Raw genomic sequence first — 23,174 nt, 5'->3', positions numbered from 1 at the left:
ATTATAAAAACAATTGACATAATAACATCTAAGTGCTAAAATGAGTGCAAGAAAATATTAGGCTTTTTGTCCATAAAACATCTACAGAAACTTACTATAGACTGAGTGAATGTAAAGAGACTTCAGCCTTTGAAGAATTGAGAGGTAAAATGAATGAATGAATTAGAAGTTAGATTTGAACTCAACGATGAGAGGGATTATAATAATGCTATTTCATATTTAGAAAAATCTTATAAATTTAAGTGTGAAAATAAGCAAGTTGATAAATATTTTAAAACAAAAGGAAGAGAATTTGAAAATGATGAGGTAGGTAGCTTTATCTACAGAATTCGCCAAGAAGATGATAATAGAGCAAGTGTTTTTACAAGAAAAGATACGATAAAACAAGGAATGTGGAGTGAAAGTGAAATAGAGTTAGAATCTGAAAAATTAGAATTTGTAAGGAATATCTTGCAAGATGGATTTTCAAATATTTTCACAATAAGTAAACATAGAAAGACTTATCATGATGCATTAGAAAATAAAACGATTAATCTAGATAAGATTGATGGTCTTGGATTTTATCTTGAGATAGAGATTTTAGGAGATTTTTCAAAAGAAGATTATAATAATTTTTATGAGAAAATGTGCGGAGAGTTCTCGTTTTTAAATTCAAAAATAGAAACAAAGGGCTATGTCCAATTAATGAGAGAAAAAAATGGACGTAATTGAAATTATCAAATAGTCTTGTTGGGATTGTTTACTCAATTGCTGGATTTGGAAGTTTGATAGCAGTAACCTTTCTTTCTACTTTTTTGAATAAGAAGGATGCCTTTATTTTAATGAATATATCAATTGCAACCATCCCACTTGTCATTATGGTGAGTGGAATAGTAGAAAATTGGATATTTTTTGGAATTTGTTATTCAATTTTGAGTGGATTAATTACAATAGCTTCTGTCTCGATTATAACAATACAGCAACAAGAAAGTACTGTGTATAATATTGGAAAGATACTTTCTAGTTCTTTTGTAATAGCTACCATTTTTGCTACTTTTGGAGGAATACTGGCCGCTTATTTTAATTGGCTTTTAAACCCGAGATTAAGTCTAGTTATTTTGGGATTACTAAGTAGTTTATTGGTTATTCTTATAAAGAGTTATGAAAAAAAGCTAACTAAGAAAAGAACTGCAAGATTTATAAAGGAAGATTAGTGGATTAATTATCATTAGAAAAAAGAATATTAATTCGTAGTAAAATAAAAAATTGAAAAAGGTTTTACATAATGTACTACCTTTTTCAGATTTAATAATTATTAAGGGGATAGAACTAGAAACCAAAAATACTGAATTTTAAATTGCAACCCAAAAGTAAGATTTTTTCTGTCTAACTTTTGGGGTCAGTACATTATCTCTAACTTTTGGAGTGCTTTTTCTATATTCAAATTATTTTACAGTACCCATGTACGGATGGCATGGGCAACGCCAGATTCATCATTAGATTTAGTGATGTATTTGGCGATTTTTTTGATATCTGAATTTCCATTTTCCATGACAACTGGGTTACCAACGACTTCCAGCATGGCACGGTCATTTTCTTCGTCCCCGATCGCCATGGTTTCATCTTTGGTCAATCCGATTTTTTCAGCTAGGTGAGTGATGGCTGAACCCTTGTCCACATTCTTTTTAAGGAGTTCGAGGTAGAAAGGAGCAGATTTATTGATGGAGTAGCGTTCGTAAAATTCCGATGGTATCTTTTCAATCGCAGCATCCAGAATCTCAGGTTCATCGATGAACATACATTTGACAATTTCCTTGTCAGCCATTTCTTCAGGAGTGCGGTAGAAAATAGGCATGCTGACGAGGGTTGATTCGTGCACAGTGTATTTTCCGATATTGCGATTGGCAGTATAGATACCGTCCTTGGTAATAGCGTGCATGTGGACGCCGAGCTTGCGACTGAGGAATTCCATATCCAGATAATCCTCATAAGTCAAGGATTCGCTGATAATCTCATGTCCTGTAGCAGTTTCTTGGACAAGGGCACCATTGAAGGTCACAACATAGTCCCCCTCGTCTCTCAACTGCAAGTCGTCCAGAAGTTTGGCAACACCTGCGATAGGCCGGCCAGTTGCAATGACGACTTTGACACCAGCTTCTTTGGCATCTTGGATGGCAGAAAAGACTTCAGGAGTAATCTCCTTTTGGCTATTGACTAGGGTTCCGTCAATATCGACGGCGATTAGTTTAATACTCATAAATTTCCTCTTCTAGTTTTTATTTGGGGTAAAATGGTCGTTCTCAATCAAGTGTAAAAATTGCTGGGTAATGCTTGCGAAGATACTGTTTTGGTCCAACATTTCTTTTGGAAAATAAAAGCGATTATCTCCGTGGCGACTGCCTGCAAGAGATTGGACGATAGGAGACAGGCTAGAGAGTTCGGCCAGTTCTCCATTTTTTTGTAAAATCTCAATCTGTGTCCGTGGATTTTCAGATTCGGGACGATAGATATCATAAGGGAGGTCAAAGTTCTTATGAATGGCAGTATAGTAGTCGGGATCAAAGCCGATATCCTCAACTAATTTTCTCATGCTAGCGAGTTTGTCTTGGTCCTCTTGTGAAAAGGTAATGGATTTAAAGACCTTGCGGTTGACAAAGCGTTGCGACAAATCTGCGAGAATCTTGTCAGGACTGGTCATCCAGAGTTGGAAATAGGTATTCATCACACCATCATCCAGAGCTAGATAGTCAGACAAGGTCACATTTTTTTCAAAGAAAGGCAGGAGATGTGGAGATGTTCGTGCAAAGAAGTCCTTATCTTCTGGATAAAGTTCCTTGGCGCGTTTGAGGAGATTCTGCAGGAGAACTTCCATGGCCCGTGTTGCTGGGTGGAAATAGACCTGCATATACATCTGGTAGCGACTGAGGACATAGTCTTCGATGGCGTGCATGCCATTGCGCTGAAAGGCGATACCATTTTCGACAGGACGAATGACTCGAAGAATCCGAGTCAGGTCAAATTCCCCATAAGAAGCTCCTGTAAAATAGGAGTCGCGCAAGAGATAGTCCATGCGGTCTGCATCAATCTGACTAGAAATGAGTTGAACGACCTGCTTGTTAGGATAGGTATGATCAATAACACTGGCTACCTTTTCTGGGAAATCTGGCGCCACTTGTAGCAGGACTTGGTGAATCTCCGTTTCAGGACTTTGGATAATCTCCTGAGTAATGGCTTCGTGGTCTGTATCAAAGAGATGTTCAAAAGTATGGGAATAGGCACCATGACCAAGGTCATGAAGGAGCGCAGCGGTCATGGTGAGGAGGGATTCGGCAGGATTCCATTCCTCAGTATATTTTTCTTCAAAAATCTCTGTGATGCGACGAGCATTCTCATAGACTCCAAGACAGTGAGAGAAGCGACTGTGTTCTCCACCGTGGAAGGTATAACTGGACGTTCCCAGTTGTTTGATACGACGCAAACGCTGAAATTCTTTTGTATTAATCAAGTTATAGATGATTTGATTATTGACATGGATGTAGTTGTGAACTGGGTCACGGAATACTTTTTCGTTCATATGACCATTATAGCAAAAAGCTAGAGTTTTTGGTAAAATAGTAGGACAAGAGACAAGAAAGAGGACCTGATGTGAAGATTCGGATGCGAAATACGATTCAGTTTGATGAGCAGTTGGAAGTGATTGACCAGCTTTATGACGTGGAAGTGCATGAAAAAGGAGATTATAGCTACCTGCTTTTCTATAATGAGGAAAAGGAAAAAGTGGTTATTAAATTTCATGGTCAAGAACTGGTGATGAGCCGTTTTTCCAATCCCAAGACCATTATGCGCTTTTTAAAGGATAGTGATAGTTTTGCCTATATCCCTACACCTATGGGCATGCAGGAGTTTATCATCCAAACGAGCCATTATCAAGTTGATGGGCAAAAGATACATTTAGGCTATCAACTACAAAATCAAGAGGGACATCCCTTTGCCCGCTATCAATTGGAAATTACTTGGGGCTAGTCTCTTGTCTTTTTCAAATTTAGCTAGCTATCTTCTTGTATTGGCTCCCTAGTGTGGTAGATTAGGCTATTTTTTGGTATAATAAAAGTTATGGAAATTGAAAAAACCAATCGTATGAATGCGCTCTTTGAATTTTATGCGGCGCTTTTGACAGATAAGCAAATGAATTATATCGAGCTCTACTACGCTGATGATTACAGCCTTGCTGAGATTGCCGAGGAGTTTGGTGTCAGTCGTCAGGCTGTATATGACAATATCAAGCGGACAGAAAAGATTCTGGAAGATTATGAGATGAAATTGCACATGTATTCGGACTACATTGTCCGTAGTCAAATTTTTGACCAGATTTTGGAGCGCTATCCCAAGGATGACTTTCTGCAGGAGCAGATAGAAATTTTAACAAGCATTGATAATAGAGAATAAGAGGAAGAAACATGGCATTTGAAAGTTTAACAGAACGTTTGCAGAACGTCTTTAAAAATTTACGTAAAAAAGGAAAAATCTCTGAATCTGATGTCCAAGAGGCAACCAAAGAAATTCGTTTGGCCTTGCTTGAGGCCGACGTTGCCTTGCCTGTTGTAAAGGACTTTATCAAGAAAGTTCGTGAGCGTGCAGTCGGGCATGAGGTCATTGATACACTTAATCCTGCGCAACAGATTATTAAAATCGTTGATGAGGAACTGACAGCCGTTTTAGGTTCTGATACGGCAGAAATTATCAAGTCACCAAAGATTCCTACCATCATCATGATGGTTGGTTTGCAGGGGGCTGGTAAAACAACCTTTGCTGGTAAATTGGCCAACAAACTTAAGAAAGAAGAAAATGCTCGTCCTTTGATGATTGCAGCGGATATTTATCGTCCAGCTGCCATTGATCAGCTGAAGACTTTGGGGCAACAAATTGATGTGCCAGTTTTTGCTCTAGGAACAGAAGTGCCAGCTGTGGAGATTGTACGTCAAGGTTTGGAGCAAGCCCAAGCCAATCATAATGACTATGTCTTGATTGATACGGCAGGTCGTTTGCAGATTGATGAGCTCCTCATGAATGAGCTTCGTGACGTGAAAGCACTGGCTCAACCAAACGAAATTCTGCTCGTCGTTGATGCCATGATTGGTCAAGAAGCGGCCAATGTTGCGCGTGAGTTTAATGCTCAGTTAGAAGTGACTGGGGTCATCCTTACCAAGATTGATGGGGATACTCGTGGTGGTGCGGCTCTATCGGTTCGTCACATCACTGGAAAACCAATCAAGTTCACTGGTACAGGTGAAAAGATTACAGATATCGAAACCTTCCATCCAGACCGTATGTCTAGCCGTATCCTTGGTATGGGGGATATGCTCACTTTGATTGAGAAAGCTTCTCAAGAGTACGATGAGCAAAAAGCCCTTGAAATGGCTGAGAAGATGCGTGAAAACACCTTTGATTTCAATGATTTCATTGATCAGTTGGATCAGGTGCAAAACATGGGCCCAATGGAAGACTTGCTCAAGATGATTCCAGGTATGGCCAATAATCAAGCCCTTCAAAACATGAAGGTGGATGAGCGTCAGATCGCGCGCAAACGTGCCATTGTGTCTTCAATGACACCTGAAGAACGTGAAAATCCAGATTTGTTAAATCCAAGCCGTCGTCGTCGTATCGCTGCAGGTTCTGGAAATAGCTTTGTCGAAGTCAATAAATTCATCAAGGACTTTAATCAGGCCAAACAGCTCATGCAGGGTGTCATGTCTGGAGATATGAACAAGATGATGAAGCAGATGGGGATCAATCCAAACAACCTTCCTAAAAATATGCCAAATATGGGAGGAATGGATATGTCTGCCCTTGAAGGAATGATGGGACAAGGTGGGATGCCTGACTTGTCAGCTCTCGGAGGGGCAGGAATGCCAGATATGAGCCAGATGTTTGGTGGCGGACTCAAAGGTAAAATCGGTGAATTTGCCATGAAACAGTCCATGAAACGTATGGCTAACAAAATGAAAAAAGCGAAGAAGAAACGCAAGTAAGACAAAGGAAGGCCGCAGGGCTTTCCTTTTTTAGAAAGAAGAAAAAGGTCTATTTTGAATCTGCAAAGAATGATATAATAGTAGAAATAGTCTAATAGGGAGGGATTATGGAAATTGATAATCGATCAATTCGTCTTGGAGATGAGCTAAAGAAAGAATTGAAATCAGAGAGTCGAGTCAAAATTGCAGCAGCAACCTTTTCTATGTTTGCTTATCAGCAGTTGAAAGAGGAATTGGAGAATATTGAAGAGTTAAAATTTATTTTTACAAATCCGACTTTTATAACAGATGAAACCAAAACAGATTTCCGTGAATATACGATACCCAAAAAAGAACGAGAACAATCGATTTTTGGTGGAAAGTATGAACTGAAATTGATGAATGAGCTGACCCAAAAAGCGATTGCTCGTGAATGTGCTGATTGGATCCGAAGAAAAGCGCAATTCAAATCGATTAATATTGAAACAGATGAAATGCCAAATGGTATTCGAATTGAAAATTCGGATGATGTAGTGGCAGTAGACCGTTTGAAAAACTTTGATCGCAAAGAATTAGGATATGAAGCTTCTCTATTTAAAACGAGTAGAAACCTCTATCATGCACCACTTAGTTTAAATTATTTAGATGAATTTGATAATCTCTGGGAAGAAGATGATTATTTTCGTGATGTTACAGAAGAGTTTTTGGAGAATTTAAACCTAGCTCATAAAGAACATTCTCCTGAGTTCATTTATTATGTGATGCTATATAATTTATTTAGTGAATTTTTAGAAGATATCAATGAGGATTTTTTACCCAATGAAGGTGTTGGTTATAAAGAAAGTAAGATTTGGGGGCTGTTATATGATTTCCAAAAGGATGCAGTAAAATCGATCATTTCTAAATTAGAAAAATTTAATGGATGTATTCTAGCGGATTCGGTTGGTCTAGGGAAGACTTATACAGCTTTAGCGGTCATGACTTATTATGCTTATCGAGGCAAACGTATTTTAGTACTTTGTCCTAAAAAGTTAGAAAATAACTGGAATATGTATCGTCATGATTATGTAAATAATCCAATTTATGATAGACATTTGCTTTATGACGTGCTTTATCATACAGATCTCAGTAGAGATAAAGGACACTCTAATGGAATTGATTTGTCCTTAAATAATTGGCATACTTATGATCTGGTTGTCATTGATGAGTCTCATAATTTTAGAAATGGTGCTTCTAGCGAAAATGATTTATCTGAGGGGAGAGAAAATCGATACAGCCGTTTAATGAATCGAATCATAAGGTCTGGTGTCCCTACAAAGGTACTCATGCTATCAGCCACACCTGTTAATAATCGCTTTAATGATTTGAAAAATCAAATTGCTCTAGCCTATGAAGGAGATACGGATCAAATTGATAGTAAATTAGAAACAAAATCATCTATAAATGATATTTTCAGAAATGCTCAATCTGCTTATAATAAGTGGGCTGACCTACCTGCAGAAGAGAGAACAACAGATAAACTCTTATCTACATTAGATTTTGATTTCTTTAAAGTACTGGATAGTGTAACGATAGCCAGAAGTAGAAAACATATTCGGGAATTTTATGATAGAAAAGCGATTGGAGAATTTCCACAGCGCTTAAAACCACTTAATTTTGAACCTGATTTAACGGTTTCAAATCTCGGAATTACCTATAAAAAATTATATCACTTACTTGATAAACTCCAGTTGACTATCTATCAACCATCGATACATATTTACCCATCAAAGAGAGCTAAATACGATAAAAGTAAAGAAGGAGTAATGGGGAATTTAACTCAGTTTGGCCGTGAGTCTGGTATCAAAAAACTGATGATGATTAACCTGCTCAAACGTTTAGAAAGTTCTGTTGCAGCTTTTCGATATACTTTAATAGACGTTGTAAAAGATTATGTAGAAAAGACCTTAAAGGCTATCGAGGAATATGAATTGACAGGATTGGATCATTTATCTCTTGATTCTCATCTTGATGAAGATGATTTTGATTTGGAAGATAGTAATCTCGAGTTCTCTATTGGTAAGAAAAATCGTATTGCTTTACAAGATATGGATTATCGTAGTTGGAAGGTCGAGTTAGAACAAGATTTTGCAGTATTGACAGAGCTGGAAAATTTAATCAGTAAAATAACGCCACAAGAAGACCAAAAACTTCAGACTCTTTTTACCTTGATAGATGAGAAACTAACAAATCCAATCAATGATGGTAATAAAAAGTTGATTATTTTCTCCGCATTTGCGACAACAACGAACTACCTTTATAAACATATTAGTCAGTATGTCTTGGATAAGTATGGTCTTTACACTGCTCAGATTTCAGGTACAAAAGGTTTTGCAACAACTTTGGAAACTAAAAATAAAGACCTCAATTCTTTATTAACTTATTTCTCTCCTAAATCAAAATCTCGTGATGTTTTGTTTCCTGGTGATGAGAGTGAGATCGATCTTTTAATTGCAACAGATGTGATTTCCGAAGGTCAAAACTTGCAAGATGCAGATATGATGATCAATTACGATATCCACTGGAATCCTGTCCGTATTGTTCAACGATTTGGTCGTGTGGATCGAATTGGTAGTCAAAATAAATACATTCAATTGGTTAACTTTTGGCCAAATCTTGAGTTAGATGAGTATATCGATCTTAAGTCTAGGGTTGAATCGAGGATGAAAATTTCGGTCTTGACTTCAACAGCAGATGATAATGTTTTATCTAGTGAAGAAATAGAGGATAATAATTATCGAAGAAAGCAATTAGAACGTCTTAGAGATGAAGTGGTTGATCTAGAGGAGATGAATGATGGTATTTCCATTATGGATTTAGGATTAGAAGATTATCGCATAGACCTTCTTAAGTATTTGGAAGAACATCCTGAGTTAGAAAAAGTTCCGAGAGGTTTGCAAGCTATTTTACCTGCTTCCAATAAAGAATCAGAAGGTGTCATTTTCGTCCTAAAAAATAAAGATCAGATAAAAGGAAAAAATAATCAAAATCAGCTTCATCCATATTATATCCTCTACATCAATAGAGATGGAGAATTGCTTTTATCCCCTTCCGAAAGCAAGAAAATATTGGAACACCTTAGTAGCATTTGTCGGGGTCAAAGTAAACCATTAAGTCAAGTAGTAGACAAGTTTAATCGTCAAACAAAAAACGGTAAAGAAATGGTTGTTTATTCGGAATTGCTTCAAGAGGCAATTGATCAACTAATGGAACATGATCAGATTTCAACTATGGATGCCCTATTTAACTTTGGATCTGTTGATTTGATGAATACTAGCATTGAGGGAATGGATGATTTTGAGCTAATTTGTTTCTTCATATTGATGAAAGGGGATTCTGATGATTAGATTTCCGTCCTATACAGCCTTATCAAAACCTCACCTTCTATTTAGACCTCATAAAAAGGGAAATAGTGATTTTTTTGATAATCTTAATGTATCTGTGAAAGAAAAGAAGGATTTAAGAGAGCAGATTAAAGCAATTCAAATTACTCATCAGATTGATACAAGTACCACTAATATTCCTGCTGGAAAAAAAGTAAAGCAAATCATGGTTTTAGAAATAGAACTGGAACAAATGGATGTTTCCTTAACTTTATTAGAACAGCTAGATATAAGATTAGGGATTTATACAGCCTTTGTATTAAAATATCCACAAGGTAGAGAAGAACTTCTTATTCATTATAAAGAGCCATTAAGTCAAGAAAAGGATGGCAAGCACTTTAAGATTGTCCGTCGCTTTCAGACGCATGATGATGTAAGCATTGACTTTGAGGGAAATGATTTAGATGGTGTTTATGAGAGTCTTGTAAAAGAAACTGGTAAGAAAGAATTACAAGTTTTAGAAAAAAGTAATCTTAGAAACTCTATTGAACTCAGTGATCAATTAGATAAATTAGAAAAAAAGGCACAACAGTTAAAGAAAAAGATGTATTCTGAAAAATCAATGAGAAAACAAATGGAAATAAAAAGAGACTATCAGGCTACATTGAAAGAAATAGAAGATTTAAAGAAGCAAAATTGATTGTAAATTTTGACAAAGGAAAATCAGAAATTTAGATTAGAGAACTCTTTTGATTTCAACCCCTATTTTTGATAAAATGAAGCTGTAATGTATTAAAAATTAAGCATTACAAAGATAGGATAAGCCAACTTAAATTTTTATAAAATTAAAATTACAAAAGCTTGACAAAGCTAAGAAAGGATACTACCATGAGCACAGCACAGCACAGCACAGCACAGCACAGCACAGCACAGCACAGCACAGCACAGCACAGCAAACAGGTGAAAACTCTGGACTTGAGAAATTAACTCTCACTTCAAAAGATGTTTTTACAGATAATATTTCAAAAATTGGTCAACTTTTTCCTGAGGTTCTGACGGAAAAGAGGGATGAATACGGCAAATTACGTCCTGCAATTGACTTTGAGAAACTTAAACAGTTTTTATCAGAGGAAATTGTGGATGATCGAGAATCCTATGAGTTTACTTGGGTTGGAAAGCGTGAAGCTATTGCAGAAGCTGGGCGACCAACTACCAAAACCCTAAGACCAGATCTTGATGAAAGTGTTGACTTTGAAAACAGTGAAAATATCTTTATTACTGGAGATAATTTAGAAGTCTTGAAAATCTTACAAGAATCATATCTAGGAAAAATCGATATGATTTATATCGATCCACCTTATAATACAGGGAAAGATTTTGTATACTCTGATAAGTTCCAGAAAACAGACGAAGAGTTGAAGGAAGATATGGAACTTTTGGATGAAGAAGGACGCCAAGTTATTGGTTTACGACCAAATGAAAAGACTTCGGCCCGCTACCACTCAAACTGGCTCAATATGATGTATCCACGCCTCCGCCTAGCGCGTAATCTCCTCAAGGATTCAGGTGTTATCTTTATCTCTATCGATGATAACGAACAAGCGAATCTTAAAGCTATCTGTGATGAGATATTTGGGGAGGAGAATTTTATAGCAAGTATTACTAGGAATACAAATAGTTCTAAGAACCAAAGTTTATATATTTCGGTAAGTCATGAATATTGTCTAGTTTATTCCAAGGATGAGATAGAATTAGCAAAAAAACATAGTGAAAATAAATGGTCTGTGGATAAGAATAATATAAATGAGTATAAAAAGAGGGTAAAGCAGTTACAAAATGCTGGTTTAAGTAATGAAGAAATTACATATGAATTAAAAGAATTAACGAAGTATCCACGATTCATAGATTTTACCAACTATTGGTACTTTGATGAACGTGGATTATATCGTAAAGGTGATTTAGGTGGCGTAAAAAATGGGAATATGACTCCTCTATTTAATCCTTTAACATGTCAAGAAGACCCTGTTCCTCCTGGTGGATATCGCTATAAAAATGAAAAATTACAAGAACTTGTAAATGATAATCGAATTCATTTCCATACAGATGGAAGTTTGCCAACGATAAAGAGATATTTGAATGAAAACTCCAAGCAACGTCCAAAATCCATTATGAGTGATGATCAAAGACCTGATTATGCATTGTTAAAAAATATGGGGATTGAATTTGATAATCCTAAGCAAATGAGTTTTATGACGAGGATATTGAGTATTTTTGATTCCGAAGCAATATTTTTTGATTTTTTTGCAGGCTCTGGAACAACCGCTCATGCAGTCATGCAATTAAATTCTGAAGATGGAGGTAATCGTAAGTTTATCTTGTGTACTTTGGATGAGGAAGTAGTAGATAAGTCATCTAATAAAGAGGCAGGTTTTGAAACAATTGCCCAACTTTCGCAGGAGCGAGTTCGCCTTGCTGCTGCCAAGATTCAGGAGGAGCATCCAGAGTTGGTTGGCAAGCAGGATTTTGGATTTAAGGCTTACAAACTAGATTCTTCTAATTTTAAGGATGTTTCAGCTAGACCTGATCAATTTATTCAAGGAGAACTCTTTGATAGTGTATCCAATATCAAGGAAGGACGTACTGGCCTTGATTTACTTTTCCAAGTTATGCTGACTTGGGGAATGGAACTGTCACTTGCCATTGATATGGAGAAAGTAGCAAGCGCAGAAGTCTATGATGTGGATCAAGGTTCGCTCATGGCTTGTTTTGAAGATGAAATATCAGAAGAAGTCATCCGATATATCGCTCAAGCGCAACCACTCCGTGCCGTTTTCCGTGATAGCTCATTTGCCAATTCAGCAGATAAGATCAACGTAAGTGAAATCTTCAAAGAATTATCACCACATACAAAAGTGAAGGTGGTGTAATGTGAGCGAAATTCTAGATTTTAAAGATCGAGATATAGACTATGAGATTAATTTAAAATGCAATTCGATAGATACTGTAAGGGCAGCTAGAATTAATACAAGTAAAAGATTGTACGAATATGCTGAAAAATGGGAATTGATCTTTTTAGCAATGAGTATCATGTCAACGGGTTTATTAGTGTATTCGCTAATAAACCCTGAAAATAAAGATAGATTAGCTTTGTCGGCTTTGTTTTCCATATACTCTTTGCTTGTCCAGAATTTTGTTGCTAAGTTGAATTATAATGAGAGAGCTCTGAAACTACATTATCATCAGTTAGAATTAGAAGACTTTTTACTTGAATTAAAATCAATTATTTTCCAAAAATCACTTAGTGATGAAGACAAAATAAATAAATACCAACAGATAATGTCAAGGTATCAAATTAGCCTACGGGGAAATGAAAATCATTCAGATTTTGATCACAAGTATGCTAAAAAATATCAGAAGAGAAAATATGGTCAAGGCAATTCACAATCTGACAAGGAATCTAAAGTAACAGATGAGACAAATGAAGATGATAAGAAAAAGTGTTGGCTAAAAAATGCCTTTCTTTATATTGAGAAATTTACCAAGAGACATGATTTTAGTTGGAATAAAATCATTATTTGGTTTCAATATTTATTGATTCCATTAGTTCTTATCTGGTATTTGGTTTTATCCTGAGAGCAAGAAATTTTAAAGAAGAAAATTAATTATGAAACTACAATTTAAAAAACAACAATTCCAGTTGGATGCGGTGAGTGCTATTGCAGATTTATTTCAAGGGCAAGCCAAACATACTGGAGTTCAGTATATGGCAGATCCAGGTCGTCTCAAGTCAGATGAGGTAGATTTGGTTTTAGATGCTTATCGAAATGCACCGATTCAATTGAGTCAAACAAGTATACGAGAAAATGTTCATACTATACAAACTCGTTATGGTTTGCGTCCTTCTGATAAACTATCGATTGATATGATTGCTGGACGAGAAGCTTATAATTTTTCCATAGAGATGGAGACAGGAACAGGGAAGACCTATACGTATATCCGTACAATTATGGAGTTGAATAAACGTTATGGCTGGCTTAAGTTTGTTATTGTCGTTCCAAGTGTCGCTATTCGTGAAGGAGTTCTCAAGTCTCTACAGATCATGTCAAGTCACTTTCAGATGGAGTATGGCAAGCAACCACGCTATTTTGTCTACGATTCTTCACGTTTAGGTGATTTGGATAGTTTTGCCAATTCGTCAGACCTTCAAATCATGGTCATCAACTCTCAAGCCTTTAATGCAAAAGGCAAAGATGCGCGACGGATTCATTCCGAACAGGAAAGTTTCCGTTGGCGTCGTCCAATTGACGTCTTGGCAGCTATGAATCCGATTATGATTATTGATGAACCTCAGTCTGTTGAAGGGAAACAGACAAAGGAAAGACTAAAAGATTTCAAGCCATTGTTTACGCTACGTTATTCGGCTACCCACAAGGAAAAGCATGATATGGTTTATAGATTGGATGCCATGGATGCTTACAATCAAAAATTAGTGAAGAAGATTGCAGTTAAGGCTATTGAGCAAACTGGGACGACCGGGACACAAGGATATCTATATCTACAAGAAATCATTCCACAAAAAACAGGAGCACCCAAATCAAAAATTGAATTTGAAGTAAAAACGCAGTCAGGTGTCAAAAGGAAATTGAAGGTGGTGGAAGAACCCTTTGATTTGTACGCTGAATCAGGGAATTTATCTGCTTATAAAGGAATGACCCTTAGTCACTTTGATGCAAGAGAGAACAAACTTCAAGTTGGTGTGTCGCAAGAACTTCAAGTCGGTGAAGTGATTGGACAAGTGGATGAGTCGAGCATCAGAAGAATTCAAATCCGAGAGACCATAAAAAGTCATATCGAAAAGGAAAGTAAACTGTACAATCGAAGAATTAAAGTATTATCCTTATTTTTCATCGATGAAGTGGCCAAGTATAAGCAATATGATGAACATAATGATGCCTATAATGGAGAATACGCTCAGATTTTTGAAGAAGAATACCGAAATCAAGTAAACCAGTTTATCCAAACACAGGAACCAACCCCTTATCGTAGGTATTTGGAGGCTAATCTTGAAGGAAATTCAGTTCATGCTGGTTACTTTTCGGTAGATAAAGTGAAGAAGTCAGATAAGACCATTTTTGTGGACTATAAATCTGCCAGTGAAAAGAAAAGTGATTTTTCAAATGACATTGATGCCTATGACTTAATTATGAAGGACAAGGAGCGTTTATTGAGCTTTGAAGAGCCAGTTCGTTTCCTATTTTCTCACTCAGCTCTAAAAGAGGGATGGGATAACCCAAATGTCTTTCAAATCTGTACGCTGAAGCAATCTTCAGCGGAGACTCGTAAACGTCAAGAAATTGGTCGTGGTATGCGTTTAGCAGTTGACCAAAACGGAATTCGTCAGGATTTTGAACTCTTAGGAAATGATGTACATGAAATCAATAAACTGACAGTAATTGCAAATGAAAGTTATGATCAATTTGCTCGAAGTCTACAAGAAGAAATAAAAGAACTCTTAGCAGATCGTCCTGCAAAAGTGGATGTTAGTCTTTTTGCGAATAAAGTTCTAACCAATCAAGAAGGACAAACAATACGAATTACCAAGGAACAAGCAGATTCGATTCATTTTGATTTAATTCGACAAGGCTATATAGATCGTGAAGGACAATTGACTACAGAATATTTTACTGCAAAAGAAAATCATCAGTTACAACTGTCTGAAACACTAGCAGGTTATGAGGATAAGCTGGTAGAGATATTGGAGAGCGTTTATCATGCTGGACAATATGAAATTGAAAATGCCAATCATTCAGTCATTCAGTTCTCAAATGAGGTGAATCAAGAAAATATTGCCCGAAAAGAATTTTTAAATCTCTGGAAGCAAATCAATCGTAAGACGAGTTACCAAGTAGAGTTTGATGATGCGGAATTGGTAAAACATTCGGTTGACTATATCAATGAGAAATTAGTCGTCAGCAAACCAAGCTTTCATATAACTCAGGCAAGCGCTACTGAGATGAGTAAGGAAGAAGGACTCCATTTGACAGTTGCTGAAAATGATCGCCAGCAAGAGTATCTAAATGGTTCGCAGATTATGACCAAATATGATTTACTAGGGGAGATTGCTGAGCAGACTGGTTTAACTCGTAAGTTGGTTGCGGAAATATTAAGTAAAATCTATGTCTACCAATTTGACAAGTTTAAACAGAATCCAGAAGAGTTTATTCTTAAGGTTTCGAAGCTCATTAATGAACAAAAAGCAAGTCAAATTATCAAGCATATTCAGTATAATGTGTTAAATGAAGAGTATGATATGGACTTGTTTTATGACAATCCTGAAACTGCTAACAGATCAGATGATCACTTACTTGAATCCAAAAAAGGGATTTACAATTTTGTAAAAGTTGATTCAAATACGGAGAAGACCTTTAAAGAAGCTTTGGAACAATACGAGGATGTTCGTGTTTATGTGAAGTTACCAGGGAAGTTCAGTATTGCGACTCCACTTGGAAACTATAATCCTGACTGGGCAATCGCCTTCCGTGAAGGAAGTGTCAAGCATATCTATTTTGTTGCAGAAACGAAAGGCTCTATGTCTAGTCTTCAATTAAAACAAGCTGAGCAAGCAAAAATTGCATGTGCGCGTGCTCACTTTAAAGCTTTAGCTCAAGCTGGATTGATTAATGATCAGCACATCTATGATGTGGTTTCTAGCTATGAGGAATTATTAAATATTGTAAGATAGAGAGGAAAAAGAAATGGAATTTGTTGTATATCGTAAGGGAAGAGAAGTAGCTGTTTTTCAACGTAGGAGTGATGCAGAGAGATATGTGCGCTCTAAAACTGGATTTTTTGGCGAACCAGATGCTTATTATCAGATTGAACAAAGAGGTTGTTATTTGACAGAAGCAGCTGTAACTTACAAGGGATTGGCAGATGATTGTGATGAATTGATGACTTTGCGAAAATTTAGGGATTCTTATCTAGCTTTGCAAGATGGAGGTCAGGAGGAAATAGAATCCTACTATAAGATGGCTCCTCAAATTGTTGCCAAGTTAGAAGAACATCCAAATCGAGAGGAAATACTAGATTCTATCTGGTCAGAACTTGTGTTACCTTGTGTTTCCTTGATTAAAACAGGAGAGAACCAAGCTTGCCATCAATTATATAAAACATATACACTGGAACTGTCACAAAAAGTGATCCAATAAAACGATTAGAATATACCAAAATAGTTCGGCTCCTCGCTAACTTATATAGTACATAGGAGCCCGAATTCTATTTTAAATCTCCAATACCAAAACAAGCGTCTCAAACTAAACACAAATAGCACTTATTTGGAAGATTTTGAAGATTGGGATGACAATATCACAAAAGAAGCCAATTTCATGGAATGGCTTAACCAAATGGTAATGTGTTAAGGGGTAAAAATAGCCCTTTGGGATTTAAGAAACTTATATAATCAACTAAACAGAATTTACTAATATGAAAAGGAAATAATAGAAAAATGAAAGAGTTGAAATTCTTGAAATATGCTACAATCGTATTTATGCTTTTCTTATTCTTTTGGGTAAACTTTGGGGGATATATCCTAGGAACCCAAGGAAGCTCAAGAGATATAAAGCAAGAACAGAAAGTAGAACCATCGGACTATTTAAAGCAAGAGATACAGCTGAAAGATGCTAAAATAATTGGAAAGTTTTGGAATGATAAAGGGCATTTTATTGTAGTGTATAACGACACCACTAAAGCCCCAGAAATCGTCGAGGTTGATGTTTCTAAGTGGGAGCTTATGGAAGTAGGCGATACATATTAAACAGAGTCAGAAGACTATAAACAGCCTTCTAGGGGGATGTTAGAAAGAGAGATAAAAGATAACATGAAAAGAGATAATGGCGATTTATACTTACTTAAATTTGTGGGAATTGGGGCAGTGCTATTTTGCCTATTTATGATTATAGGGTCAAGGTTTGTCACTGTTGGTCTAGGTAGCAAGGAAGAGACTAAAACAGTACAAAGGGAAAGCCTTGGATTTCAAGAAAGCAAGTTAAGGGCAAAATTAGAAGATGCTACTATTTTAGGCAAGTTTTGGAATAGTAAAGGTCACTTTATTGTGGTATACAATGGTACCACTAAAGCCCCAGAAATCATTGAGGTTAATTTTTCTGAGTGGCAATATAGGAGAGTAGGGGAACTATATTAAACAGTGTTAGAGGGGATACACTCACTTCTAAGTATCAAAAAAATGAGCACTTCCGTAATTGGAAATGCTCGTTTTTTGATGTGTTTAGATTCTTAGTCTTTATTTTCGTATGGCAAGATCAAGTTCAAGATGATTCCTGTCATGGCTGATAGGGCAGTACCTGAAAGGGTAACTGGACCAAGTTTAAGGATAGCTCCTCCAAGTCCAAGAACCAACATAGCACTTGCGATGATTAGGTTACGCATTTGACTGAAGTCTACACGTTCTTTGATCAAGACTTTCAAACCATTACTTGCGATAACTCCGTAGAGAAGGATTGACATACCACCAAGTACAGCATTTGGAATGGTTGAAATCAAGGCAGTGAATTTACCAAGGAAGCTAAGGGCAATCGCGATGAAGGCAGCGTTACGGATAACTGAGACAGAAGCGATACGAGTCATACCGATAACCCCTGTATTTTCTCCATAAGTTGTATTGGCTGGTCCACCAAGGAAGGCAGAAACTGAAGTTGCGATACCGTCACCAAGAAGAGTACGGTGAAGACCTGGTTCTTTCAAGAATTGACGGCCACAGATTTGACCTAAAACAGTATGGTCTCCGATGTGTTCAGAGATTGTTACGATAGCGATTGGCAAGATAGCGATAGTTTCTGGACCGAAGTAAAGATTGTATTCTTTAAAGGCACCACCTGTGCTAAATGGCAAGTAGAAACCAGGGATTTCAAACCAGTTAGCTTTAAGAACTGGTGTAAAGTCAACCAAGCCAAGTGTTAGTGCGAAGAGGTAACCACCGATAATGGCAAAGAGGAATGGAATGATTCGTAGGAAGCCTTTTCCTTTTGTATTGATAAAGGCAGCAATCAAGAAAGTAACAACTGCTACAAGAGCATTTTTCCAATTCCCGTCAGCTACAAGACCAGCGTTAGTAACTGCTGAGCCTGCAAGTCCAAGACCGATAACGATGATCATAGGTCCGATGATGATTGGTGGCAAGAGTTTATCAATCCATTTTGTACCTGCAAAACGAACACCAGCAGCCACAAGGACATAGACTAAACCAGTCAAGATAACCCCTGTTTGAGCAGCAGATACATCTCCACCCATTTCTTTCATAGCCAGTGACATTGCTGTGATAAAGGCAAATGAAGACCCTAGATAAACGGGAACTTTAAAACCAGTTGAAATCATATAGATGAGTGTTCCTACACCTGAAGCAAAAAGGGCAACAGATACAGGCATTCCCAAAATCAAGGGTACCAAGATGGTCGCACCAAACATGGCGAAAACGTGTTGGAAACTAAGGAGAATTCCTTTTCCAGCCGAAGGACGTTGGTCAACGTCTAGTAACAAATCAACAGTTGATTCTTGTTTCATATAAACCTCACTTTTGGGCATCAAAAAAGAGCCCATTATTTTACAGCAATAGGCCCTCAGAGTAAGACTTCTCTAAAATCTAGACTTTAAAGAGTTTTAAATATTTCTGCGTCTTCGTCACCTCACGGGATGACATTAAAAACCTTTGCTTGTGATAGTATAGCAGAAATTACGAACTTTGTAAATATTTTTTTACTAAAAAATTTAAAGTGGGCGTTTATTGGGCATGCCAGCCTTACGTGGATATTTATTTGGTGTTTCCTTTTTCTTTTCTACCACTGTGATGTAACGTGGATCTCCATTTGGTAGGGCGTAGCTGAGATTGTCTTCTACTTTACTAAAAAGGAGGTTGAGGGCATTCTTAGCTTCTAATAATTCCTCAGGCGCATTGCTAGCCTTGAGTGCCAATAGTTTTCCGCCAACTTTAAGGTAGGGAATAGTTAATTCAGATAGGACTTGCATACGGGCAACCGCACGAGCCGTTACAAAATCATACTGAGCACGGAAGTTTTTGTCTTGGGCAAAATCTTCGGCACGTCCATGGTAGAAATGAACATCGTCTAAATCCAGTTCTTGAGCCAAAAGTTGGAGGAAGTTGATGCGCTTATTGAGCGAATCAATGATAGTCACATCAAGCTGAGGATAGAGGATTTTCATTGGTAGACTAGGAAATCCTGCCCCGGCCCCGATATCAAGCAGTTTGATAGTTTCATTGGGAATCAAGTCTTGCAGAATGGGTGCAATCGAATCGTAAAAATGTTTGAGATAAACTTCATCCTTGTCTGTAATAGCTGTTAGATTGATTTTTTCATTCCACTCGACCAAGAGTTCAAAATAACGTTCAAATTGTTTTTTTTGCTGGTCCGAAAGTGGAAGATTCTGATCGGCAAGCAGGTTGTAAAATGTTTCTGGTTTCATAGTTATTTCCTTCTTTAGTATCATCTTATTTTACCACAATCATTAAAAATTTGATATACTGGTACTAATCTAAAAGCAGAAAGGAATTATATCATGACTTGGATTATTCTTGGAGTTTTGGCTCTTGTTGTTATTTTTGTGATTGTTAGCTATAACGGTTTGGTTAAGAATCGTATGCAAACCAAGGAGGCTTGGAGCCAGATTGATGTTCAGTTGAAACGTCGAAATGACCTCTTGCCAAACTTGATTGAAACTGTAAAAGGTTATGCAAAATATGAAGGTTCTACCCTTGAAAAGGTGGCAGAACTACGTAACCAAGTGGCAGCAGCGACTTCACCAGCAGAAGCTATGAAAGCTAGTGATGCCCTTACTCGTCAGGTTTCAGGTATTTTTGCAGTTGCAGAAAGCTATCCAGATTTGAAAGCTAGTGCCAACTTTGTTAAATTGCAAGAGGAGTTGACAAACACAGAAAATAAAATTTCTTACTCTCGTCAACTCTACAACAGTGTTGTCAGCAACTACAATGTAAAATTAGAAACTTTCCCAAGCAATATTATCGCTGGGATGTTTGGATTTAAAGCAGCAGATTTCCTTCAAACACCAGAAGAGGAAAAGGCAGTTCCTAAAGTTGATTTTAGCGGTTTAGGTGACTAAGATGTTGTTTGATCAAATTGCAAGCAATAAACGAAAAACGTGGATTTTGTTGCTGGTATTTTTCCTACTCTTAGCTCTTGTTGGCTATGCAGTTGGTTACCTCTTTATGCGATCTGGGCTTGGTGGTTTGGTTATCGCACTGATTATCGGCTTTATCTATGCCTTGTCCATGATTTTTCAATCGACAGAGATCGTCATGTCCATGAATGGGGCGCGTGAGGTGGATGAACAAACGGCACCAGACCTCTACCATGTAGTAGAAGATATGGCTATGGTGGCTCAGATTCCTATGCCACGTGTTTTCATCATTGATGATCCAGCCTTAAATGCCTTTACGACAGGTTCTAACCCTCAAAATGCGGCGGTTGCTGCGACGTCAGGTCTCCTAGCTATCATGAATCGTGAAGAACTAGAAGCTGTTATGGGACATGAAGTCAGTCATATTCGTAATTACGATATCCGTATTTCGACTATTGCTGTCGCCCTTGCTAGTGCTATCACCATGCTTTCTAGTATGGCAGGTCGTATGATGTGGTGGGGTGGAGCAGGTCGCAGACGAAGTGACGATGATAGAGATGGAAATGGTCTTGAAATCATTATGCTCGTGGTTTCTCTACTAGCTATTGTGCTGGCACCTCTCGCTGCAACCTTGGTGCAACTAGCTATTTCTCGTCAGAGGGAATTCCTAGCGGATGCTTCCAGTGTCGAGTTGACGCGCAATCCTCAAGGGATGATTAATGCTCTACGCAAGTTAGACAACAGTAAACCGATGAGTCGTCCTGTCGATGATGCCAGCAGTGCACTTTATATCAATGATCCAAAGAAAGGGGGAGGGTTCCAAAAACTCTTTTATACCCACCCACCTATCTCAGAACGGATTGAACGTTTAAAACATATGTAAAAAAGAATCCAGAGGTCGTCTCTGGATTTTTGCTATGTTGCAAATTTATAAATCTTCTAAATTAACTACTTCCAAACCATGTTCTGTCAATCGATAGATGGTCGAACAGACTTCTTTTAAGAAACGACGGTCATGCGAAACAGTAATGAGACCGCTTGGATAGGTTGCAAAGAGTTTTCTGATTTGGGGTTGAGAAGTTGGAGAAAAGTTTCGTGTGGGTTCATCCAGTAGGAGAAAGTTTGGTTTGCGTAAGACTAAATCCAAAAGCAGGAGTTTTCCCTGTTGTCCGCCAGATAAGGAGCGGATTTGATGCTGCATTTCTGGGTAACTGAAATTGAGGCTGGCTAAGTAGGATTGGATTTTCTGTAGTTCCTCTTTTTCCCCAGCTTTGCTGAGATAGGCTACTGGAGATAAATCTAATTGCAGTTTCTTATGGTAATCTTGTGGCATATAACCAAGCGAAATTTCTCTTTTATCATTAAGAAGTTGCTGTAACTTGGCTAACAGAGTTGATTTACCAACACCATTTTGGCCGATGATACCGATTTTTTCTTGGCCACGGACAGTTAGTTGTAGTTCTCGAGCCAAAACTCGGTCGTCAATGGATAAATTTTCTTTTTCCAGCTGGATTAAGACTTTAGAAGCAGGTAATGGCTGTATATCTGAGAAGAAAAGTTGAATGTGTTCTTCTTCAAGTGGTTTTTGGGTCATGGACTTAGCTGTCTTTTCAATGCGTTTTTCTTGAGAGAGAACATTTTTCATCTTTTTAGCTAATAGGCGCCCAGCAGTACTGTCTTTGGTAGCTCGAAGCGCAGTTTCTACATTTTGCTTGACTCGCCGATGTTTTTCCATGGTTTTATCGTAGGCTCGTTGGTCGTTAGCAGCTTGTTGGCTTTGTTTTATAAAATTAGCCTTTCTCTGGTCGCTATAGCTATCATAGTCTAAATGCTCTACTAGCGTTTCCGCTTCTTTACGGTGCTTGACCAGTCGCAAGTGGACAATAGTATCAGCCGTTTCAGAAAGAAAGTCTTCATCATGGGAAATGAAAATAACGGTTTGCCGAATCTTTCGAATCTGACTTTTTAGCCAATCAACCGTCTCAAGGTCTAGGTCATTTGAAGGTTCATCTAAAAATAGAATCTCAAAGGGTTTGGCTAACTCATGGATGAGCTGAATTTTCAAAGCTTCGCCCCCCGAAAGGCTTCCAATCTCTTGAACGCTAGCGAAACGGTTGCTATCAAAGTGTAACTCCTCAGCCAAACGATAGAGGATACTGTAGTCTAAATCAGCAAAATCCAAAAAGAAGTAGTCGTGTAGACTTTTCTTTTTCAGCTCTTCGGGGAGTTTTTGAGGAATGTAGGCTATTGATTGATAATCAGATTGAATGTCTCCCCTGATAGTGAAATCAGGTAAAGTTTCTCCCATTAAAGTTTTAATCAAGGTTGATTTGCCATTTCCTTCCTCTCCAATAATAGCTATCTTTTCCCCGTCTTGGATGGTCATGTTTAAGTCTGAGACAAGGTCTCGTAAATCTTTGTTTTGTGTGATGGTCAGGTGATTGATTTTTATCATATGATTGCCCTTTCTAGAATGTCGATAGTGCATAACAAAAAGCTCTACTTTATCTAGTAGAGCCCAAAGTCACTGTCAAAACTCTATTATCCTCGTTGAAAAGCTCGTCAAACTAGCTTAGGATTGCCTAATCCAACTCAAGAGGAGCAGATGGTTAGCCTTCTAGTTTTTTGATTTTCAATGAGGATAAGATACTAGAAAATC

The 23,174-nt window shown here is 37.5% G+C and carries 20 protein-coding genes; 15 read left to right on the top strand and 5 right to left on the bottom strand.

The window, feature by feature from the left end:
* Positions 1-153: 153 nt before the first annotated feature.
* Together N8N51_RS03935 and N8N51_RS03930 are read left to right on the top strand one after the other, a co-directional pair.
* Positions 154-711 carry a CYTH domain-containing protein gene (locus tag N8N51_RS03935; RefSeq protein ID WP_049544067.1) on the top strand — a complete coding sequence of 186 codons (558 nt, stop codon included), beginning with the start codon at positions 154-156 and terminating at the stop codon, positions 709-711.
* Complete coding sequence (locus tag N8N51_RS03930) at positions 708-1,193, top strand: MFS transporter (RefSeq protein WP_228112790.1); 486 nt, start codon at positions 708-710, stop codon at positions 1,191-1,193. Before N8N51_RS03935 ends, N8N51_RS03930 begins: the two co-directional genes overlap by 4 nt.
* A 236-nt stretch (positions 1,194-1,429) precedes the next feature.
* Here the strand turns inward: N8N51_RS03930 and yidA are convergent, their stop codons facing one another.
* Both yidA and N8N51_RS03920 read right to left on the bottom strand, forming a co-directional pair.
* Complete coding sequence (yidA, locus tag N8N51_RS03925) at positions 1,430-2,236, bottom strand: sugar-phosphatase (protein WP_261051272.1); 807 nt, start codon at positions 2,234-2,236, stop codon at positions 1,430-1,432.
* Between the two features lie 12 nt (positions 2,237-2,248).
* Positions 2,249-3,553, bottom strand: a complete 1,305-nt coding sequence (locus tag N8N51_RS03920; protein WP_033685185.1) for an HD domain-containing protein — start codon at positions 3,551-3,553, stop codon at positions 2,249-2,251.
* Between the two features lie 71 nt (positions 3,554-3,624).
* Here N8N51_RS03920 and N8N51_RS03915 point away from each other — a divergent pair, with 71 nt between their 5' ends.
* The 11 genes from N8N51_RS03915 to N8N51_RS03865 all read left to right on the top strand — a co-directional run bounded on the left by N8N51_RS03915 (position 3,625) and on the right by N8N51_RS03865 (position 17,549).
* Positions 3,625-4,002, top strand: coding sequence for a YwiB family protein (locus tag N8N51_RS03915; protein WP_203212768.1), 378 nt, complete (start codon positions 3,625-3,627; stop codon positions 4,000-4,002).
* Between the two features lie 90 nt (positions 4,003-4,092).
* Complete coding sequence (locus N8N51_RS03910; RefSeq protein WP_000402066.1) at positions 4,093-4,425, top strand: putative DNA-binding protein; 333 nt, start codon at positions 4,093-4,095, stop codon at positions 4,423-4,425.
* A gap of 11 nt (positions 4,426-4,436) precedes the next feature.
* A complete protein-coding gene (gene ffh, locus N8N51_RS03905) occupies positions 4,437-6,008 on the top strand; it encodes a signal recognition particle protein (protein ID WP_261103606.1) in 1,572 nt (523 codons plus the stop codon).
* A gap of 107 nt (positions 6,009-6,115) precedes the next feature.
* Complete coding sequence (locus N8N51_RS03900; RefSeq protein ID WP_049544078.1) at positions 6,116-9,373, top strand: helicase-related protein; 3,258 nt, start codon at positions 6,116-6,118, stop codon at positions 9,371-9,373.
* The gene (locus N8N51_RS03895; RefSeq protein ID WP_049544079.1) at positions 9,366-10,049 is read left to right on the top strand and encodes a DUF4391 domain-containing protein; all 684 of its coding nucleotides are present in this window, start codon (positions 9,366-9,368) and stop codon (positions 10,047-10,049) included. The genes N8N51_RS03900 and N8N51_RS03895 overlap by 8 nt, the downstream gene beginning before the upstream one ends.
* Positions 10,050-10,485: 436 nt before the next feature.
* On the top strand, positions 10,486-12,276 hold the full coding sequence (locus N8N51_RS03890) for a site-specific DNA-methyltransferase (RefSeq protein WP_049544081.1): 1,791 nt from the start codon (positions 10,486-10,488) through the stop codon (positions 12,274-12,276).
* Position 12,277: 1 nt separating this feature from the next.
* Positions 12,278-12,982 carry an SLATT domain-containing protein gene (locus tag N8N51_RS03885; protein WP_049544083.1) on the top strand — a complete coding sequence of 235 codons (705 nt, stop codon included), beginning with the start codon at positions 12,278-12,280 and terminating at the stop codon, positions 12,980-12,982.
* A 31-nt stretch (positions 12,983-13,013) separates the two neighbouring features.
* The gene (locus N8N51_RS03880; protein ID WP_261100160.1) at positions 13,014-16,091 is read left to right on the top strand and encodes a type III restriction-modification system endonuclease; all 3,078 of its coding nucleotides are present in this window, start codon (positions 13,014-13,016) and stop codon (positions 16,089-16,091) included.
* 13 nt (positions 16,092-16,104) lie between these two features.
* Positions 16,105-16,557, top strand: coding sequence for a CFI-box-CTERM domain-containing protein (locus tag N8N51_RS03875; RefSeq protein WP_261100159.1), 453 nt, complete (start codon positions 16,105-16,107; stop codon positions 16,555-16,557).
* Positions 16,558-16,853: 296 nt separating this feature from the next.
* Positions 16,854-17,162, top strand: coding sequence for a hypothetical protein (locus N8N51_RS03870; RefSeq protein WP_261052642.1), 309 nt, complete (start codon positions 16,854-16,856; stop codon positions 17,160-17,162).
* A 36-nt stretch (positions 17,163-17,198) separates the two neighbouring features.
* The gene (locus tag N8N51_RS03865) at positions 17,199-17,549 is read left to right on the top strand and encodes a hypothetical protein (protein ID WP_261052643.1); all 351 of its coding nucleotides are present in this window, start codon (positions 17,199-17,201) and stop codon (positions 17,547-17,549) included.
* 92 nt (positions 17,550-17,641) lie between these two features.
* Here the strand turns inward: N8N51_RS03865 and N8N51_RS03860 are convergent, their stop codons facing one another.
* Positions 17,642-18,925: a uracil-xanthine permease family protein gene (locus N8N51_RS03860; RefSeq protein ID WP_004234765.1), complete on the bottom strand. Its 1,284-nt coding sequence runs from the start codon at positions 18,923-18,925 to the stop codon at positions 17,642-17,644.
* A gap of 204 nt (positions 18,926-19,129) precedes the next feature.
* A complete protein-coding gene (gene rsmG, locus N8N51_RS03855; RefSeq protein WP_261081726.1) occupies positions 19,130-19,843 on the bottom strand; it encodes a 16S rRNA (guanine(527)-N(7))-methyltransferase RsmG in 714 nt (237 codons plus the stop codon).
* A 93-nt stretch (positions 19,844-19,936) separates the two neighbouring features.
* Here rsmG and N8N51_RS03850 point away from each other — a divergent pair, with 93 nt between their 5' ends.
* Both N8N51_RS03850 and htpX read left to right on the top strand, forming a co-directional pair.
* On the top strand, positions 19,937-20,497 hold the full coding sequence (locus N8N51_RS03850) for a LemA family protein (protein WP_000219846.1): 561 nt from the start codon (positions 19,937-19,939) through the stop codon (positions 20,495-20,497).
* Between the two features lies 1 nt (position 20,498).
* Entirely contained in the window at positions 20,499-21,398 is a 900-nt protein-coding gene (htpX, locus tag N8N51_RS03845) for a zinc metalloprotease HtpX (RefSeq protein WP_261100158.1), read from the top strand.
* A gap of 45 nt (positions 21,399-21,443) precedes the next feature.
* Here htpX and N8N51_RS03840 read toward each other — a convergent pair whose 3' ends face one another.
* Complete coding sequence (locus tag N8N51_RS03840; RefSeq protein ID WP_033685180.1) at positions 21,444-23,003, bottom strand: ATP-binding cassette domain-containing protein; 1,560 nt, start codon at positions 23,001-23,003, stop codon at positions 21,444-21,446.
* Between the last annotated feature and the right edge of the window lie 171 nt (positions 23,004-23,174).

Origin of the sequence: Streptococcus mitis (assembly GCF_946188685.1) — a bacterium.
Classification (GTDB): Bacteria; Bacillota; Bacilli; order Lactobacillales; family Streptococcaceae; genus Streptococcus; species Streptococcus mitis_CC.
Note: the sequence above shows the minus strand (reverse complement) of the source record. Positions and strands in the feature narration are given on the sequence as shown.

Bases quoted from the DNA above. Each gene is read 5' to 3' on its own strand.
- N8N51_RS03935 (WP_049544067.1), top strand. From the start codon at position 154: ATGAATGAATTAGAAGTTAGATTTGAACTCAACGATGAGAGGGATTAT.
- yidA (WP_261051272.1), bottom strand. From the start codon at position 2,236: ATGAGTATTAAACTAATCGCCGTCGATATTGACGGAACCCTAGTCAAT.
- N8N51_RS03920 (WP_033685185.1), bottom strand. From the start codon at position 3,553: ATGAACGAAAAAGTATTCCGTGACCCAGTTCACAACTACATCCATGTC.
- N8N51_RS03910 (WP_000402066.1), top strand. From the start codon at position 4,093: ATGGAAATTGAAAAAACCAATCGTATGAATGCGCTCTTTGAATTTTAT.
- ffh (WP_261103606.1), top strand. From the start codon at position 4,437: ATGGCATTTGAAAGTTTAACAGAACGTTTGCAGAACGTCTTTAAAAAT.
- N8N51_RS03900 (WP_049544078.1), top strand. From the start codon at position 6,116: ATGGAAATTGATAATCGATCAATTCGTCTTGGAGATGAGCTAAAGAAA.
- N8N51_RS03895 (WP_049544079.1), top strand. From the start codon at position 9,366: ATGATTAGATTTCCGTCCTATACAGCCTTATCAAAACCTCACCTTCTA.
- N8N51_RS03880 (WP_261100160.1), top strand. From the start codon at position 13,014: ATGAAACTACAATTTAAAAAACAACAATTCCAGTTGGATGCGGTGAGT.
- N8N51_RS03875 (WP_261100159.1), top strand. From the start codon at position 16,105: ATGGAATTTGTTGTATATCGTAAGGGAAGAGAAGTAGCTGTTTTTCAA.
- N8N51_RS03870 (WP_261052642.1), top strand. From the start codon at position 16,854: ATGAAAGAGTTGAAATTCTTGAAATATGCTACAATCGTATTTATGCTT.
- N8N51_RS03865 (WP_261052643.1), top strand. From the start codon at position 17,199: ATGTTAGAAAGAGAGATAAAAGATAACATGAAAAGAGATAATGGCGAT.
- N8N51_RS03860 (WP_004234765.1), bottom strand. From the start codon at position 18,925: ATGAAACAAGAATCAACTGTTGATTTGTTACTAGACGTTGACCAACGT.
- rsmG (WP_261081726.1), bottom strand. From the start codon at position 19,843: ATGAAACCAGAAACATTTTACAACCTGCTTGCCGATCAGAATCTTCCA.
- N8N51_RS03850 (WP_000219846.1), top strand. From the start codon at position 19,937: ATGACTTGGATTATTCTTGGAGTTTTGGCTCTTGTTGTTATTTTTGTG.
- htpX (WP_261100158.1), top strand. From the start codon at position 20,499: ATGTTGTTTGATCAAATTGCAAGCAATAAACGAAAAACGTGGATTTTG.
- N8N51_RS03840 (WP_033685180.1), bottom strand. From the start codon at position 23,003: ATGCACTATCGACATTCTAGAAAGGGCAATCATATGATAAAAATCAAT.